This is a genomic window from Flavivirga rizhaonensis (genome assembly GCF_004791695.1).
Taxonomy (GTDB): Bacteria; Bacteroidota; Bacteroidia; order Flavobacteriales; family Flavobacteriaceae; genus Flavivirga; species Flavivirga rizhaonensis.
The window spans coordinates 101909-119910 of sequence record NZ_SRSO01000009.1 but is presented as its reverse complement, the minus strand read 5'-3'; the positions used below and the strand labels follow the sequence as shown (position 1 = coordinate 119910).

The following is an 18002-nucleotide window of genomic DNA, read 5'->3' as shown; positions in this document are numbered from 1 at the left end:
TTAAAAGTCTATATCATGAAAAATAGCTTCTTAATGCTTCTTTCTTTGGTATTAATAAATTGTACTTCTGATGATAGCAAACCAAAAGAAGAAGGCTCGGAATTACTTGGTAAATGGAAATTAATCGAACAGCTTTCAGATCCAGGAGATGGCAGCGGTACATTTAATCCAATAGCCAGTAATAGAACTATTGAGTTTTTTAGCAATGGTACAGTAACAATAAATGGTATTTTATGTTTTATGAGTTCTCAGGTTGGTGATGAAAGTTCAGGTACTTATTCCGCTGTTTCTGGAAATGATTTTAGCGATGGAGAAATTATACCTGATGATTGTGATTTTAATTTTGTTGAACCTAAAGTGTTTTATAAAATAGAAGGAGCCAACTTAATACTTTGGTACCTGTGTATAGAACCTTGCGGTCAAAAATTTATTAAGATTTAAAGAAACCTAAAGCGTTAACAACCAAGTACGCTGTAGTTTTTTAAACTTTTTTAACTCGCTGCGCAAAATAGGCAGGAAATCTTTTCCATTACTGTTTGAGCGCTCTAAACGGTATGAGTTTTTATAGAGCATATTAGTTAGACGTTTAAGGGAAGCTATATGTTTGTACTTTCTTTCTGAATAACGCTCTAATTCTGCATTCAAAATTTCTGGAGCTAATGATACAGATTGTTGCACAATATCTCCTGAAAAATAAATGCTGGAATCTTCTGTACCATCATTTTTTAGTACAGATAAATCGTGATTTAGATACGAGGAAATATTTTGAGAAAGCGTGAAAATCTCAACAGCTTTTTTATAAATCGGTAATTCCGATAGATTTAATGGGGTATTAGATGACATATTCTTTTTCTCTTTAGCGTTTTTACCAAAATTAATCACAAGAAATTATATTCAACTTTAGATATTAAAGTAAAAATGTATATTTGCTTTAGGTTTTAATTATTTACAGTTAAATTTCATTAAATGGATATTGATAGGCTTAATTGGAAGATTTTAAGATGTTTACAAGAGAACGCACGTCTTTCTAATGCTGAAATTGGACGACGTGTTGGAGTGAGTTCTCCGGCAGTTTCAGAGCGTATTAAAAAGATGGAAGATTTAGGAGCCATTGAAGGCTATAAAACGATTGTTTCTCCATTGGAAGTTGGCTATCAACTTAAAGCTATCATTACGTTACGCGCCTTTATGGGGAAACTAAAACCATTTTTAGAAAAGGTGAAAACCTATGATGAAGTTGTGAATTGTTATCGAATTACTGGTGATGAAAATATTGTTATGGAAGTGGTTTTAAAAAACCAAAAACACATGGAATCATTTATAGATCAACTTATCGTTTATGGTGAAAGTAAAACACAAATAGTACTGTCTGATGTTGTCAAACAAAAAGAGATAAAATCGTTGAAATAGAAATTACAGATCTCCAAATGTATCATCCGGATTATATGGAATATCATCATCAGGGTCTTTGTCATCATAATTTATCCCTGGAGGATTAAAAAGCCCCCAGCGATCAATATTATAATTCCATGGGTCGAAGGTCTTTACCCACTCTGCAAATAAGATTCTAAATGTTTCTATTTCAGTTCTTAATAAATCCAAATATTCGGTGTCTTTAAAACCGTGCATTTCTATGCCACTAGCGTCAGTAATGAGATCTCGGGCAGCTTTACGAATTAAGGCAGCGTTTTCCATTTTAATATCATATAGCATCTCTTCACCTGAAGCTCCCGCAATTTTAGCTGGAATAATCAACGAATTTTTACGCATATAATTGATATTATTTTCTATCATTTCAGCTTGAATTTCTTGCTCAAAATCAATATCAGTTTTTTCAACCGATTTAACAATATAATCTACTAATTTTTGTATTTCCATAGCTTTTTGAAATACAGGTAGTTTTTGCCACTGTTTCATGGTTTACTTCTTAATTATTAAATGAGGTACACTATCTAGGTTCCAATCAATCACCAAACCACCTGCCAAAGATTGAGCTACTTCTTTCCCATAAAGAAACTCACATAAATATAATGCAGCTTCAAAACTTTTTGCGCCACCAGCAGAGGTGATATATTTTCCGTCATGAACAAAGAGCAGCTCTTTTCTAATATCCAGTTGAGGAAACATGCTTCTCATTTTGTCAATATCATTTGGAAATGTTGTAGAAACAGCATCGTCAAGTAACCCTGCCTTAGCTAAAACAAAAGCACCATCACAATGTGAGGTTATAAATTGAGCACTTTTATCTGTTTGTTTTACAAAATTAATCATAGCTGTATCCTCTAAATCGGAATTCAAATGATGTTCAGCACTAGGGACAACAAGAATATCAATTTTAGGAAGTGAATCTTTTATATAATTAAAATCCGGAAGTATTCGCATATCCTCAAAGGTAGTAATTGCGTCATCAGTATTAGCAACAGTAAACACATTCATAGCTTTGATATTATCTCTAAAAATAGTATGCTGAAAAATATCAAAAGGCGCTGTTAATTCGGTATTATAAGTGCCATTCATAATTAGGAATGCAACATTATACCTATTAGGTTCAAGCTTAGGAAACTGTTTGTTATGCCGAACTTGCTTCAGTATCTGATTATCGGTAGTCTCCTTCTTTTTTTCAGAAGAATTACAACTTATAAGAAATAGAATAGTTATTATATAAAATAGGTGTTTCATATGATTATTTTTTAACCTATATACTAATACAATATTTACAACATGTATTTGCGTGTACAGTTATTGTCCTTGGCTATAGAACTTTTAATTATGGCTTAATTTATACGCCATGGTGGGTTTTTTCTGTTTTTCCCAGCATGAAATAGAATAATATTATTTCCATCAGGATCCTGTAAACGAGCCTCACGCCATAAATACGATTGATCTTCGGGTAGTTGCGTAAAACTAATACCTTTTTTCTGAAGCTTAGAAACTAAATCGTCTAGGTTATCATCTTCAAAATATATGATAACACCATTACCTTTTGGTAAGGCATCTACTTTATGAATTGAAAAAGTGCTATTGCCATCAGGGCATTCAAATCGTACATATCTTGGGACGGCATCTACAATAAGATGCAATCCCAAGGTTTTATAAAATTCGGTTGCTTTTTCAACATCTAACGATGGAATTGTAATTTGGTTTAAATCCATAAAATCTCTCTTTCTTCTTCTTTTTTTATTTTTTCTTTACGCTTTTTTGTTGCATTCAAATAGTGTCTTAGTATAAATAATAAGAAAACACAAAGTGCAGCAAGTAATGTAATAATATACCAGGTATTATCAAAACCAAGCGCATCTACCATTCGCATACCTGCATTATGACCAAATATATGAGCTACCGAAAACGCAATACTGTACAAGGCCATGTATTCACCTTGATTTCCTTTTTTAGCTCTATCCATAGTAAATGCGTTTGAAAAAGGAAAGGCTATCATTTCTCCAAATGTCATTAATAACATGCCAATTATCAAAATACCAACCCAATTAGTAAAGTTTAAGATAATAAAACTTAAACCAGTTAAAATACCACCAAAAAGCATTAATCCAGATTTAGTGAAATTGGAGTTTTCTAACCATTTTATTAAAGGCATTTCAAATACAAAAATGATAAAACCATTCATGCCTAAAATAATTCCTATGTCAAATTCATTTAAATGATGTGCATCTTTATAATACAGAGGCATGGTTGAAAAGTATTGTAAGAATACAACACCAAAAATAACCATAGCTGCAAGAAATATTAAAAATGCTTTATCACTATATGCTGATTTTGGACTTTTTGTTTTTACATCATCCAGAATTTTAGCTTTTTTGGGATTTAATACGTTTATTAAAACAAGAGTAGCTACCATACATGTAATACCGTCTACCCAAAATAGGCCACCATAGCTAAGCGATGTAATTATAATACCACCAATAGCTGGACCAGCAGAGAAACCAAGGTTTATTGCTAAACGAATTAAAGTCACAGACCGTATTTTGTTTTCTTGTTTGCTATAAGCACTTAAGGCTACGAACATAGCAGGACGAAACATATCTGCTACAAGCATCACTAAAAAAATACCCAGACAAAACGTAGCGAAAGTATTTAGAAATTGCAATGCTATAAATAGTATACCAGTTGTAAGTAAACTAAATACCATCACTTTATAATAACCAATTTTATCGGTTAATTTTCCACCCAACCAAGAACCAATAACCGAACCTAAACCAAAAGCACTCATAATCCACCCAACATCGCTTAAAGTAAAACTAAGGTGCTTTGTTAGGTACAATGATAAGAACGGAATGACCATGGTTCCTGCTCTATTTATAAGTGTTATTAAAGCAAGCCACCATACTTCTTTTGATAAGCCTTTAAAAGTGTTTAAGTAATTGTTGAATAAAGTTTTCATTAGTTCTAATTGTTCAGGTTTCTATTTCTACATATAATTTTTTGTTTATTTAGATCTTGACCTTCGTCAGGATTAGTTTAACCAATTAAATTTATTCAGTTGCTACGCAACAGTCAAATTTCAAGTTTCACTAAAAATAAAAAGTCCGACTTTTCAGTCGGACTTTTACATATTGTAATATTTTATATTTATATCACCACAATATATGACAAGTCCAACATACTCTCTTTAAAGAGGTCCATTGCTTTCTATAAATTGTGACGATACAACGCATTTTTATTTCTTTTGAAGCTACAAAGCTATATAAAATATTCTTAAGTTGTATTTTTGAAATGAAAATATTTTTTAACTATGAAAAAAATATAGTTTTCAAATATATAGTTATTTTTTTGTGTTGCTGCTTGTCGGTTAGTTATTACTAAGTCTTTGTCCTTAGTTTTAATAGCGAAGCGGTCTTATGTCTATAGAGTCGAGTCGGACCTTAGTAATAGCACTCTAAAGCACTTTTTGATTTAAAGTATAATCATATATGACTGATAATAAACTAATTGAAGTTAATGGTTTAAAATCCCCCAAAGGAGCATTTTTATTGGGGCATTTGCCACAATTTAACACCTATAATAAGCATCAGGTTTTAGAACGTTGGGTTGAAGAATGTGGAGAATTATTTAAAATACATTTTGTTGGAAAGCAATTTGTGGTATCTGCAAATCCAGATTTTAATAGCCAAATGCTCAGATTAAGACCAGAAGTTTTTAAACGTTTTTCTAAGATTGATGAAATTTTAAAAGAAATGGGAGTCGATGGTGTTTTTAATGCAGAAGGAACTGTATGGAAAAGACATAGAAGACCAACGGCAGAAGCTTTAAGTGTAAAAAATATAAAAACATATTACCCCATAATTCTGGATAAGACTAAAGGTATTCTTGAAAAGTTTAAAAACTATTCTCAGCTAAATACGATAGTAAATGTGCAAAAAGAATTTATGGCGTTTACAATTGATATTACAACGGAGATTGCTTTCGGACATAAATTAGATACCATAAATAATAAATCAAATAGTTTTCAAAAGCATTTGGAAGTTATTTTTCCAATGATTAATTCCCGTGTTACGGCACCAATTCCCATATGGAGATACTTCAAAAGAAAAAAAGATAAAATACTTGATGAATCTTTAAAATCTATTGAAAAGGTTATTTATGAATTTATTAATGACGCTAAAAAAAGAATAGCAGAAAATCCAAAATTAAAAGAGCAACCTTCTAATTTTTTAGAGGTTTTATTAGTAGAAAATAAAGACGAAAATTTCACAGATGAAGAGATTTACGGAAATGTATTCACAATATTATTAGCTGGAGAAGATACAACTTCAAACTCATTGTCTTGGGCTATGTTCTATTTGGCCCAACACCCTGAAATAGTAGCTAAAGTAAGAAGGGAAGCTAGGGAAGTATATTCTAAAGATACTCCGGACACTTATGAAAATGTTGAAGATTTAAAATATGCAAATGCAGTAGCTCAGGAGGCGATGCGATTAAAACCAACAACGCCTCAATTGTATTTGGAATCTAATGAAGACGTTATTATAGATAATGTATCGATACCTAAAGGAACTAGTATTATTTTACAGAATAAAGTAGCGCAAACACACGATGATTATTTTTCTAACCCTAATAGTTTTGTTCCAGAAAGGTGGATAGCTAGTGAGTGCCCAATGCAAAAAAATCACACTCCTAATGTTATGAGAGCCTTTGGAGGCGGTCCACGATACTGTCCTGGAATGCATTTGGCAAAAACAGAAATGACTGTTTTAATTTCAACGTTATGTAAGTATTTTGATTTTAAATTGGAAGTAAAGCCAGAAACGATTAGAGAACAATTTGAGTTTACTATGTATCCAGAAAATTTAAAAGTAACATTTATTCCAGCAAAGTAATATTAAACTAAAAAGCATTTTAAAAGAGTTAGGATATTCGATATGTGTTTTTTATAGTAATACCAATTCTCATTTGAAATAACCGTAATAAAACACCCTTTTTCGCCTTCTACTTCAATAGAAAAAGAAACCGTAACTTGTGCTATGCTTTATTTTTATATTTTGTATAAAGCAAAAAATCATTATTTTATTTTACAGTAATTCCAAACAAGAAATGGTATAAATATTACCCTGAACTTGTTTCAAGGTCTTATAAACCATTCATGATTAAATAATTATAGACATTAAAAATAATAACATGCCACATAGTACAACCCCTTTTAAAAAGCTAAAATTCATAATCAAAAAAAGTATTTTACAGGTACTGTTTTTGGCTACTATATTTAGTTGTGCTCAGGAAAAGAAGCCTCTTCTAGGGGATACCGAGTTTCAAAGAACAATTAATGCAGAGTATAAAGATGCCACAACATCACCTTTAAAAGATAAGGATAGAAAGCATTTTGAAGGTTTAGATTTCTTTAAGTTTGATTCTGTTTATGTTGTAAAAGCACAGTTTAAAAGAACACCGAATGAGAAGTCTTTTAAAATGAAAACAACAACTGCAAGACTTCCTGAGTATGTGAAATATGGAGAACTAGCATTCAATTTAAAAGGAAAAAGTTTCACATTAAATATTTATCAAAACCAAGGTTTGAAGGAAAAAGAAGGTTATGAAGATTATTTGTTTTTACCTTTTTTAGATGAAACTAACGGATTTGAAAGCTATGGAGGAGGCCGTTACATTGATGCCAGAATTCCTAAAGGGGATACCATGGTAATCGATTTTAATTCTGCTTATAACCCTTATTGTGCATATAATGATAGATATTCTTGCCCAATAGTGCCCAGAAAAAATTATTTAAAAACTAGAATTGAGGCAGGGGTTAAGGCTTTTAGTAAGTATTAGGTATACTTGTTTCTCGTTATTATGTTCGTTTAATGCTTAGATAAAGTTCCGTTTTAATGAACTTTATCATTTGTTAAACGAAGGTGGAAGAAAATTTTTACAAAGACAAGGTTTTCACTTCACCAAAAACATCCCCAAAAACACAGCCAAAAAACCAACAATGAAACTGGCAATGGTATAAAAAGCAAAGCTTGTAAAATCTCCCGATTTTAAAAACACGTGATTTTCGTATGCAAAAGTTGAAAAAGTGGTGAAACCGCCACAAAAGCCAGTAGCCAAGAGTAACGTTTGGTTTTGAGTTAGTGAGTCATTTTTTGCCGCTAAGCCAAGTATGATACCAATAAATAAACTTCCTAAAATATTGGCAGCAAAAGTTCCATAAGGAATACCTGTTTCAGCACTATTTAGATATTTTCCAATAATATAGCGTAGTACGCTGCCAAAGCCACCACCTAAAAAAACCAGTAAAAGCTGTTTCATCAGTGCAATTTAATTAGGTTTTTAATGGTCTGATGTTTCATTTGTTATGTTTTTTATAGTAGTGAGAGTTTAGGCACAAAAGGTCCACATATTATTTAACAGCAATATATATTTCAGTAACCCAATCTGCAGGATTTGGATTGCTCATAGGATCCGTTTTATATACCTCAAGAGCAGGTTGATCATGTAATTCTTCTAAACCATGATCTTTTATATGTTTAGATGCTATTTCCCATGCTTCCTTTAAGTTTTCATAATTACCTTTGAGTGTTGTTTTTACAGCTTTAAATGGTTTTAGTTGTCCGGTAAGAATATCACTATCCGAAGAAATCACTTTTTCAGTTGTAGGAACACAGCATGAAAACATAACAGCATTATTCTCTACATCCCATTTGTGATAGCTTGTAAACGGAGCTCCAGCCATTGTTATATTATTAGCCATAGCATAGTTACCAACTTTAGGCATCATCTCGGTCATTTTAGCCTTCAAATCAGTGATTTTACAAGATGTTGTGTTGTAAAGATAGTAACCACCGCTATGTTGGGTGATGCCATCTACTTTTATACTATACTTTTTCATATCAGCGGAAACAACACTATCCAGTTTAAATAAACCTCTTTCAAAATCCGGACCCGTAGCTTCTTCAATAGAGCCAGCAAATGTGGTATACATTTTAGTCATAAAATCCTGTTTCCCTTTCATTCCCCAAGTTACTTTGGTACCTTCTTCAGTGTTTTCAAACGTCCAATTTATATCAGACTCAGACTCGAAAGGCTTTATAAATACAATGTGTTGATTAATAGATTTATCTTTTTCTACAGCAAGCGTTTTCATATGGCCTTCACCTAAAATGTCCCCGTTCCACCCATAGTTTCCATCAATACCAGATGTGGTTTCTCCATAAGTTAAAGTGGCATTTGGTTCTTTTTCAATCCAAGGAGAAAAATCAGGCCAATTTTTAAAATCATTTACTTTATTAAATAAAAGAGAAGTTGGCGCTTTGATAACTTTACTTCTAGAAAAATCAAATTCATTTGGTTGTACAGCAATATAAATAGCAGTACCTATAAGAGCGATAAGTAATAAGAATAAAATGTACTTAAAAGTTTTCATTGTTTTTTTGATTAATAATACAAATCAAATATAATCATTTTAAACCTCAGTTAATAAATTATTATATTTGTTACACCGAAAATAAATTTTTCTTAAAAAAATAATTGTTTTTTCGATTAATCAATAATTTAGAGGCAGTTATGAACCCCTTTTTTGAACAATAATTAATAACATTTTTATATAATGAAACTAAAATCAATACTTAATTTGGTGCTAATTAGCACTTTGTTTTTATCATGTGGTCATGATAAATCTAAGGAAAACACAAAAAGCATAGAGGTGAAAGAAACCTCTGCTTTTGACCATAATGTAGAGCAGTTTGCTGATATTAAAATTCTTCGTTATCAAATTCCTGGATGGGAAAATTTAACTTTAAAAGAACAAACTTTAGTATATTATCTCACTCAAGCTGGTTTAGCAGGTAGAGATATTATGTGGGATCAAAATTATAGACATAATCTTAAAATAAGAAAGGCGCTCGAGAATGTATATTCAAACTATAAAGGAGATAAAACGTCCGCAGATTGGAGCGCTTTTGAAACCTATTTAAAACGTGTTTGGTTTAGTAATGGAATACACCACCATTATTCGAATGATAAATTAAAACCAGGGTTTTCTTCAGACTATTTGAAGCAATTATTTGCAGATACAAATACTACTTTAGAAAGAGACGCTTTTGATGTTCTTTTTAATAATGCAGATGCGAAAAAAGTAAACCAGGCCAAAGGTGTTGATAATGTAGGACTTTCTGCAGTTAACTTTTATGGGCCAGACGTTACTAATAATGATGTACAAAGTTTTTATGCTGCAAAGAAATCTCCAGATACTAAAAGACCATTGTCTTTTGGATTAAATTCACAATTGGTAAAAGAAAATGGTGTATTAAAAGAGCGTGTTTATAAATCGGGAGGTTTATATGGTTCGGCAATAGACGAAATTATTAAATGGTTAGAATTAGCAAAAGGCGTAACAGAAAACGAGGCTCAGGGTAATGCTCTAGGGTTATTAATTGATTATTATAAAACGGGTGATTTACAAATCTGGGATGATTATAATGTAGCTTGGACTTCTGCGACAGCAGGTAATATTGATTATATAAATAGTTTTATTGAAGTATATAATGATCCGTTAGGATATAGAGGCTCTTATGAATCAATTATTCAAATTAATGATTTTGATATGTCTCAAAAAATGAAGGTATTATCGGATAACGCACAGTGGTTTGAGGATAATTCTCCTTTAATGGATGCTCATAAAAAAGATAGCGTTGTTGGTGTTTCTTATAAAGTTGTTACAGTAGCAGGAGAGGCTGGAGATGCATCACCAAGCACACCAATCGGGGTGAATTTACCTAATGCCAATTGGATTAGAAAAGAAGTAGGAAGTAAGTCTGTTTCTTTAGGGAATATTATCCATGCTTATAATAATGCAGGTGGTTCTGGACGTTTAAAAGAGTTTGCTCACGATGTGGAAGAACTAAAATTAGTGGAAAAATATGGACAACTAGCTGACAAATTACATACAGCATTACATGAAGTAATAGGACATGCCTCAGGACAGTTAAATCCAGGGGTAGGAGAGACTAAAGAAACATTGAAAAATTATGCTTCTACCTTAGAGGAAGGGCGTGCAGATTTAGTTGGATTATATTACTTATATGATGCTAAATTGCAAGAACTAGGATTGGTTGACGATTGGAAAAGTGTAGGGAAAACAGCTTATGATGATTACATTAGAAATGGGCTAGTAATGCAGCTAATTCGTTTAAATTTAGGGGATGATGTTGAAGAAGCACATATGAGAAATAGACAATGGGTGAGTGCTTGGGTATTTGAAAAAGGTAAAGCCGATAATGTTATTGAAAAAGTAGTACGTGATGGAAAAACATACTTCAATATCAATAATTATGAAAAGTTACATGACCTTTTTGGACAGTTATTACGTGAAACACAGCGTATAAAATCTGAGGGGGATTATGAAGCAGTAGAGGCCTTAGTTGAAGGTTATGGTGTAAAAGTAGATCAAGCCTTACATGCAGAAGTTTTAGAACGTAATAAACAATTTTTATCTGCACCTTATAATGGTTTTGTGAATCCTGTATTAATTGCTGAGAAAAATGAAGAAGGAGAAATAATTGGGGTAAAAGTGACACAGCCAGAAACCTTTGCTAGTCAGATGTTAGATTATAGTAAAAACTACAATTTCTTACCAGAGGTAAACTAGATTATTTAACTTAATAAACAAAAAAAACAGGCCCTTCATTCAAGGGTCTGTTTTTTTGTTAACACTAAAAGTCAAAAGAATTAAATTAACAACTATTAGGATGCTAATTATAATTAGTATTTTCATTGTTTTTGAGTTTGTTTGTTAAACATTAGATGCACAAAAATTAAAAAGGTTGCGTGAAAATCTTACAACTATTTATATAACAGATGAAATGTTCTTTTTCCTACTATAGTCACTTACTTTAAAAACAATAAATATCTGATATTGGGTGGGTTAAAGTAATTAAATCTCATTAAAAATGAGAAATAAGCTGCTGTTAATGAAAGAATTTAATTATGTTATGATATTTTTTAGGTGGAAGAAACGTATTTGAAAACATTCCTTTTCATATATAAGTGAAATTGAGGACTGGCGAATATTCTAGAGCCAAAATATTTTTTAACTGAGAATCAAATTCGTTATGAAAATCATCCAGTTCTATAAAGAATTCTGTGATTTTATCTCTAAGCATGAAGGTTTTTTTGAGGTTAAACTAAAATTTCACACTTTAATTTACCCAAAAACAGCTTTTTTCACTAGTAAAAAATACATTGATTTTTATCCGAGATTCACGTTATTTTTAAGAAGATTTTAACAATAATTATGCCTAAAGTCAATTTGTAAACAAAGAACTCGTTTAAACTTTTTGTTTTTAACCGAAAATGAGATGAAATTTATTCAGATGAGGCACTTTTTGCAAAGCATAGCAGAGCTACGCATAAGAAAAGTAACAAAATATGGGTAAATTTCAGCCATTTTTTAGGAAATAGAAAAAGTTTAAACGAGTTCAAATTAAAATTGAATAATGAGCATCAATGCAGAAAGATTTTCTTAAGGGTAATTAAAATTATCTTTTACTATATTTTTCGGTGTGTTTCTATGGTATTCACTTTAAGTTTATATATACTATACTTTAGTGCATTTTGCTTTCACCTTCTAAAAACTTTTGACATGAATTCACACTAATTCAGTTTTACAATGTTTATTATTTTATACTTCTGTATTTCACGAAGCAAGCTTTCGGTCTACCAATCTAGTAATATATTTATTATATGATCAATTTATAAAACAAAAGAGGCTGTCTGAAAAATCAAGACAGCCTCTTTTTAATGTTATAAAAATTGTTAATCTATTTTAAGATGATTCGAAATTATATTATAATTACGATTTACTTTCTTTTAAAAATAGAAGTGTCAGTATAAGTTTGCCCAGCTTCAGTGTAGGTGCCAGTAATTACCAATTCCCCATTTACAATACTTGCTGTTACATTTTCACCATCAAAATATATATCACCATTTTCATTTGTTTCGTTATTTGATGAATCCAGAAAATCTTCAAATTTAAAATCTATAATTGTAAGTGTTTCCTTTTCTTCATTATATGCCCAATTACCAGAATACTTCTCATCTTCTTCTTTATTTGTATATTCTGCCGTACAAGAAGTAACAGTTGCTTTATAATCTAAATACTGAAAAGTACCTTTATAAGTTTCATAATAACTTCCATTTTCATTAAGAACTAGTGTCCACGTTGTCTCTCCTATATGTTCATCAACAATTATTGTCTCTTCGTTTTCACATGTAACTTCTGTTTTTTCATCATTTTCGTTATCATCAAGAGATCTGTCAAAGACCCATTCTCCAGTAATAGCTGCATTACCACCCCATGCTTCTACTTCAATACAAACAGTAACAATTTGGCTAATGTTATTTTCTGAATCATAAATACATAAATCAGCACAAAATTTTCCAGGAGGAAAAGAGTTTCCAAAATCTACATCAATTTCGTACTCATCATCTATAAGCGTTTTGCTAGATTTTTTTAATGGTCCTCTAGATTTGTTACTTTTAATAGATTTGTTTGTTTTGAAACTAGAAACAGGAATATCAAAATAGTCAGAAGCATTATTGTTATCTGAATCTTTAAATAATAAGTAAGCACCAGCAACATTTGCTTCTACAGTAGAAAACTTTAGATTAAAACCAAAGCTTTGGAAAGCTTCTGCTTTATCTGAGCTTATTTCTAGATTTATATTGCTATTTGGTGCTGGAGGTGTTCCTTGGTTTTTTGTTGCACCATCGATGGAAATGTCGGAATTTAAATTAGCTAAAGGAACAGGAATCTCTTCCAATTGGTTTTGCTCATTTGCTAGTTGCTCGTTTCCATTGTCATTATTGTTGTCATCTGAAGAACAGGAATACACTAATATTGAAAATACAATTAGTGTAAATAATGGTTTAAAAATTTTCATAAGATTTGTTATCATTTGTTAATGTTAGAATTGAATGTGCATAGCTAGAAATATTAGTTTGATTATGCAAAAAATATGAATAAGATTACGTTGAAAAAGACTAAAAAATCGACGAAATGATTAAAAAATACGATAAAAAGACTTAAAGATCAGAAAATATGTTTATTTAAATAAAAGCTTTATAGCAACGATAAATAAAATAAAAGCGATAAAAGCAAGAAGAATCCATATACTACCAGCGTAGAAACGCTTATGAAGTTTTAAATCTTTTCGGTAAGTATATCCTATTATAATGGTGAAGGCAATAAAAAATAAAACTCCGAAAATGATTTGACCTTTACTAAACATATAGTTATTTTTATGCAAATTTAAGAAAACACTAAAGATTTCTTTCTCCAAGGAAATTAAAAAACATTATAATTAATGAAAAATAAAATAGAAGCTGTAAAAGCGTTTCATACCGCATTTAAAATAGGGCATAGGGAATCCCCTAAAGCAGATTTAGGAAAAGAAAAAAATATGTTACGATTCAATTTGATGAAAGAAGAAAACGAAGAGTATTTAGAAGCAGCTAATAATAATGATCTGGTTGAAGTTGCTGATGCATTAGGAGATATGCTTTATATATTATGTGGAACCATTATTGAACATGGCATGCAATATAAAATAGAGGAAGTATTTGATGAAATACAACGTAGTAATATGAGTAAACTAGGTGAAGACGGGCAGCCAATTTATAGAGAAGATGGGAAGGTGCTTAAAGGACCTAATTATTTTAAACCTAATATTGAATCTATATTAGATAAATAAAAAGAGGCTGTCTAAAAAGTAAGTTTTTAGTTTAAATGTCACATTGAGCGCAGTCGAAATGCTTTATTTTTCAAAACATTATAACTTCGACTGCGCTCAGTTTGACAATAATTAATTGCTTTTCAGACAGCCTCTTTTTTATAAATATGTCTACCTAATCGTTTATTCAACTTTATACCTCCAACCAAAAGGATCTTCGGCTTTATTAGTTTGTATATCAGTTATTCGCTTCTTTAATGAACTAGCATAAGTGTCTTCTAATTCAGGTAAGTCAAAATCTTCACCTTTATAACCAAAGCCAGCAATAGGGGAAATAACTGCAGCCGTACCAGCACCAAACATTTCTTTTAGAGAACCATCTTTTGCAGCAGCAACCACTTCATGAACGGACAGTTTTCTAACTTCTACAGGAATACCTTTAGCTTCTGCTAATTCAATAATACTCTTACGAGTAATACCATCTAGAATTCTATCACTAGTAGGTCCTGTAATAAGTGTATCGTTTATACGAACAAAAATATTCATAGCACCAGCTTCTTCAATATATTCATGAGTGTTATCGTCTGTCCAAATAACTTGTTGGTATCCTTTTTCTATAGCCAATTGTGTTGGGTAAAATTGTCCGGCATAATTTCCACCAGCTTTAGCAAAACCAACACCACCGTTAGCAGAACGTGAGTATTTTTCTTCAATTAAAACTCTCACTTTTCCAGAAAAATAAGATCCAGAAGGCGCACAAGCTATAATAAACGTATATTCATCGGCAGGAGAGGCATGAAAACCGTTACCAGAAGCAAAAACAAAAGGTCTTATATATAAAGAGCTTCCATCTTTTTTCGGAATCCATTCATTATCAACTTGTAATAATGTTTTAAGACCATCCATAAAATAGCTTTCTGGCAATTCAGGAATCGCTAAACGTTTTGACGAAATATTTAAACGTTTAAAATTCTCAATAGGACGAAATAACCAGATGTCTTCGTTCGCATCTTTGTAGGCTTTCATACCTTCAAAGACAGATTGACCATAATGAAAAATTTTAGCAGATGGATCTAAACTAATAGCTTGGTAAGGGATGACCTTAGGAGCTTGCCATTCACCATTTTTAAAATTGCATTCTAGCATGTGATCGGAAAATACATGCCCAAATTTTAAATTGTCAAAATCTACATCATTTATTTTAGTAATTTTGGCTTTTATAATCTCAATATTGTTGATTATAGAGTTCATAAGTCTAGTTATTTAATGATACAAATTTAGGTAAAAACGTTTTTAAAAAAATGGTATATTTATATAAATCGTTTAAAATTAAAATATTCATAACATGAAGTCGATTATCTTAGTAATTATATGTGTCTTAATGTTAAATTCTTGCAGAAATAAAAATGAGGAATCATCTGAAAAAATACCAAAAAAAGAAGCTGTAGAATATACATCTTTTGGAAAAGAGATAATTGCAGATGATGCTATAGCAGCCACATCTATGGCATTACACTACAAAACTATGAATATAGGAGATTCTATTAATTCTAAAATGCTTGCTAAGGTTAATAGTGTCTGTCAGGCAAAAGGGTGTTGGATGACCTTAAATTTAGAGGACGGTAATGAAGTCATGGTGAAATTTAAAGACTACGGTTTTTTTGTACCTAAAAACATTGCAGGTAAAGAGGTTATTGTAAATGGAAAGGCTTATGTGAAAGAAGTACCAATTGATGAATTGAGGCATTATGCTGAAGATGCAGGTAAATCTACTGAAGCTATAGCTGCAATTACTGAACCTAAAAGGACCTATTCGTTTGAAGCTGATGGCGTATTATTAAAACAATAATTTTGAAACGAGAAGTTGTAATAACAGCAGATGGTTCATCAACCATACATTTACCTGATTGGGATGAGCAATACCATTCAAAACATGGTGCTATACAAGAAGCTTACCATGTGTTTATAAAACATGGCTTGCTTCACTTCTATAATGTTGAACAAAGCAAAAACTTAAATAAGCGGGCAACTATTTTAGAAATTGGTTTTGGTACGGGATTAAACGCTTTTATTACCTTATTAGAAGCAGAAAAATTAAATATCAATATTAACTATTTTGGAGTAGAAGGTTATCCAGTTTTAATGGATGAAATTGATCAGTTAAATTATCCGATTGAATTAAATGCACAGAATAAAGCGTTTCTTTTTAAACAGCTACATAAAGCAACTTGGGAGAAAAAGTATATAGTTTCTGAAAACTTTTCAATAGAGAAACAAAATCGTTTCTTTTCAGAAATCGCAGAAAAAAACATGTACAATATTATATATTTTGATGCTTTTGGAGCTAGGGTACAGCCTGAATTGTGGACAGAGTCCATATTCTTAAAAATGTATAATGCATTAAAAGTAGGAGGCGTTTTGGTTACTTATTCAGCAAAAGGAAGTGTACGCCGAGCTATGAAATCAGTTGGCTTTGTTGTTGAGCGTTTACCTGGGCCACCTGGTAAACGTGAAATGTTACGTGCTTGTAAAGAAGCGTGACATTCAACGAAGTTAAATGCTATATATTAAAGGAAAGGTTAGTATTCAGCGAAGTTAAATGTTACGCGCTTGTAAAGAAGCTATTCAGCAATATTAATAGTTTTCTAAAGGGCACTTATAATTTCCTGGTCTACAGATTGTAGACTGTTAAACCTAATATAAAACGTTAGCATACAGGTATGTCTTTTTGTAACTTTAATAAAAAAAGAAAATGCGAGTTTTAATAACAGGAGCGACAGGCTTAATAGGGCAGGAGATTGTAAAGCTTTGTCAAGAGAAAGGTATTGCGGTTAATTACTTAACAACACGTAAAACTAAAATATCTCAAAAAGAAAGTTATCAAGGGTATTATTGGAATCCTAAGAGTCAAGATATAGATACGGATTGTTTTAAGCATGTTGATGCTATTATACATCTGGCAGGAGCAACTGTTTCTAAACGCTGGACGCCTTCTTATAAAAAAGACATTTTATCCAGTAGGAAAATAACAACTCAGTTACTAGTTAATGCTTTAAAAGGAGAGAGTCATACTATAAAACAAGTCATTTCTGCTAGTGCTATTGGAATTTACTCAGATTCCTTAATTAATTATTACGAAGAAAGCTCTAAAGATTTTAGTAAATCTTTTTTAAGCCAGGTAGTTCAGATATGGGAACAAGAGGTTGATGCGTTTGACAAATTGGATATTACTGTTTCCAAAATAAGAATAGGCTTGGTTCTGGCTGAAAATGGTGGAGCACTTCAAGAAATGGTCAAGCCTATTAGGTTTGGATTGGGTGCAGCTTTTGGTAACGGTAAACAATGGCAGTCCTGGATTCATATTCAGGATTTAGCAAATATGTTTTTATATGTCTTAGAAAATAACTTAAAAGGCGTTTATAATGGCGTAGCACCAAACCCTGTTACAAACAATGAGTTAATAAAAATGGCGTCTAATGTGATACGTAGACCTTTGTTTTTGCCTAATATTCCTAAACCCTTTTTAAAGTTAGTATTAGGTGAGATGCATGTATTGCTATTTGAAAGCCAAAGGGTTAGTTCTAAGAAAATAGAAAATAAGGGGTTTGTTTTTAAATATCATCACCTGTTGTCTGCTCTAGAGGACTTATTAAAATAGAGTATACCCAAAAATAATTGATGTCCTAGGGTAACTTGTATCAAAAAAACTATTTGTTATTATTGTTTGATTTGAGGAAAATCTAGCTTTTTAAGCTTATTTTATTATTAAGTTTATAGCCTATATCAAATGCAAAATAGTTTTTTCCTCTTAATCCCAAATCTAAT

General features: G+C 31.3%; 18 protein-coding genes and 1 pseudogene. 9 read left to right on the top strand and 10 right to left on the bottom strand.

Features of this window, described 5'->3' with window-relative positions; translation table 11 throughout:
• The first annotated feature begins 15 nt into the window (after positions 1–15).
• Positions 16–441, top strand: coding sequence for a hypothetical protein (locus tag EM932_RS08640; protein WP_135876782.1), 426 nt, complete (start codon positions 16–18; stop codon positions 439–441).
• 6 nt (positions 442–447) lie between these two features.
• Here the strand turns inward: EM932_RS08640 and EM932_RS08635 are convergent, their stop codons facing one another.
• A complete protein-coding gene (locus tag EM932_RS08635; protein WP_135876781.1) occupies positions 448–843 on the bottom strand; it encodes a hypothetical protein in 396 nt (131 codons plus the stop codon).
• A gap of 123 nt (positions 844–966) precedes the next feature.
• On the opposite strand from EM932_RS08635, the gene EM932_RS08630 reads away from it, so the two are divergent.
• Entirely contained in the window at positions 967–1410 is a 444-nt protein-coding gene (locus EM932_RS08630) for an Lrp/AsnC family transcriptional regulator (protein WP_135876780.1), read from the top strand.
• Between the two features lie 3 nt (positions 1411–1413).
• Here EM932_RS08630 and EM932_RS08625 read toward each other — a convergent pair whose 3' ends face one another.
• From EM932_RS08625 to EM932_RS08610, 4 genes are all read right to left on the bottom strand, one after another.
• Positions 1414–1917 carry a hypothetical protein gene (locus tag EM932_RS08625; RefSeq protein WP_135876779.1) on the bottom strand — a complete coding sequence of 168 codons (504 nt, stop codon included), beginning with the start codon at positions 1915–1917 and terminating at the stop codon, positions 1414–1416.
• Positions 1918–1920: 3 nt separating this feature from the next.
• Entirely contained in the window at positions 1921–2679 is a 759-nt protein-coding gene (locus EM932_RS08620; protein ID WP_135876778.1) for a DJ-1/PfpI family protein, read from the bottom strand.
• 95 nt (positions 2680–2774) lie between these two features.
• Complete coding sequence (locus tag EM932_RS08615; RefSeq protein ID WP_135876777.1) at positions 2775–3152, bottom strand: VOC family protein; 378 nt, start codon at positions 3150–3152, stop codon at positions 2775–2777.
• Positions 3143–4396, bottom strand: coding sequence for an MDR family MFS transporter (locus EM932_RS08610; protein ID WP_135876776.1), 1254 nt, complete (start codon positions 4394–4396; stop codon positions 3143–3145). The genes EM932_RS08615 and EM932_RS08610 overlap by 10 nt, the downstream gene beginning before the upstream one ends.
• Positions 4397–4925: 529 nt before the next feature.
• Here EM932_RS08610 and EM932_RS08605 point away from each other — a divergent pair.
• Positions 4926–6332, top strand: coding sequence for a cytochrome P450 (locus EM932_RS08605; RefSeq protein ID WP_135876775.1), 1407 nt, complete (start codon positions 4926–4928; stop codon positions 6330–6332).
• A gap of 298 nt (positions 6333–6630) precedes the next feature.
• On the top strand, positions 6631–7278 hold the full coding sequence (locus EM932_RS08600) for a DUF1684 domain-containing protein (protein WP_135876774.1): 648 nt from the start codon (positions 6631–6633) through the stop codon (positions 7276–7278).
• 114 nt (positions 7279–7392) lie between these two features.
• On the opposite strand, the gene crcB is transcribed toward EM932_RS08600, so the two are convergent.
• Both crcB and EM932_RS08590 read right to left on the bottom strand, forming a co-directional pair.
• The gene (gene crcB, locus EM932_RS08595; protein WP_135876773.1) at positions 7393–7758 is read right to left on the bottom strand and encodes a fluoride efflux transporter CrcB; all 366 of its coding nucleotides are present in this window, start codon (positions 7756–7758) and stop codon (positions 7393–7395) included.
• A gap of 91 nt (positions 7759–7849) precedes the next feature.
• Entirely contained in the window at positions 7850–8872 is a 1023-nt protein-coding gene (locus EM932_RS08590) for an SRPBCC family protein (protein ID WP_135876772.1), read from the bottom strand.
• Between the two features lie 183 nt (positions 8873–9055).
• Between EM932_RS08590 and EM932_RS08585 the strand changes: the two genes are divergently transcribed.
• The gene (locus EM932_RS08585) at positions 9056–11095 is read left to right on the top strand and encodes a dipeptidyl-peptidase 3 family protein (RefSeq protein ID WP_135876771.1); all 2040 of its coding nucleotides are present in this window, start codon (positions 9056–9058) and stop codon (positions 11093–11095) included.
• 409 nt (positions 11096–11504) lie between these two features.
• On the opposite strand, the pseudogene EM932_RS21490 reads toward EM932_RS08585, so the two are convergent.
• Both EM932_RS21490 and EM932_RS08580 read right to left on the bottom strand, forming a co-directional pair.
• Positions 11505–11609 (bottom strand): annotated as a pseudogene (locus EM932_RS21490) (IS982 family transposase); the annotation flags it as partial.
• Positions 11610–12305: 696 nt separating this feature from the next.
• Positions 12306–13388, bottom strand: coding sequence for a hypothetical protein (locus EM932_RS08580; protein ID WP_135876770.1), 1083 nt, complete (start codon positions 13386–13388; stop codon positions 12306–12308).
• A gap of 423 nt (positions 13389–13811) precedes the next feature.
• Here EM932_RS08580 and EM932_RS08570 point away from each other — a divergent pair, with 423 nt between their 5' ends.
• Positions 13812–14198 carry a pyrophosphohydrolase domain-containing protein gene (locus tag EM932_RS08570; protein ID WP_135876768.1) on the top strand — a complete coding sequence of 129 codons (387 nt, stop codon included), beginning with the start codon at positions 13812–13814 and terminating at the stop codon, positions 14196–14198.
• A gap of 162 nt (positions 14199–14360) precedes the next feature.
• Here the strand turns inward: EM932_RS08570 and EM932_RS08565 are convergent, their stop codons facing one another.
• Positions 14361–15428, bottom strand: coding sequence for a branched-chain amino acid aminotransferase (locus EM932_RS08565; protein WP_211344270.1), 1068 nt, complete (start codon positions 15426–15428; stop codon positions 14361–14363).
• A gap of 94 nt (positions 15429–15522) precedes the next feature.
• On the opposite strand from EM932_RS08565, the gene EM932_RS08560 reads away from it, so the two are divergent.
• The 3 genes from EM932_RS08560 to EM932_RS08550 all read left to right on the top strand — a co-directional run bounded on the left by EM932_RS08560 (position 15523) and on the right by EM932_RS08550 (position 17835).
• Complete coding sequence (locus EM932_RS08560; RefSeq protein WP_135876767.1) at positions 15523–16026, top strand: DUF4920 domain-containing protein; 504 nt, start codon at positions 15523–15525, stop codon at positions 16024–16026.
• 2 nt (positions 16027–16028) lie between these two features.
• The gene (gene mnmD / locus EM932_RS08555) at positions 16029–16718 is read left to right on the top strand and encodes a tRNA (5-methylaminomethyl-2-thiouridine)(34)-methyltransferase MnmD (protein ID WP_135876766.1); all 690 of its coding nucleotides are present in this window, start codon (positions 16029–16031) and stop codon (positions 16716–16718) included.
• Positions 16719–16929: 211 nt separating this feature from the next.
• Entirely contained in the window at positions 16930–17835 is a 906-nt protein-coding gene (locus EM932_RS08550) for a TIGR01777 family oxidoreductase (RefSeq protein ID WP_135876765.1), read from the top strand.
• Positions 17836–18002 lie beyond the last annotated feature (167 nt).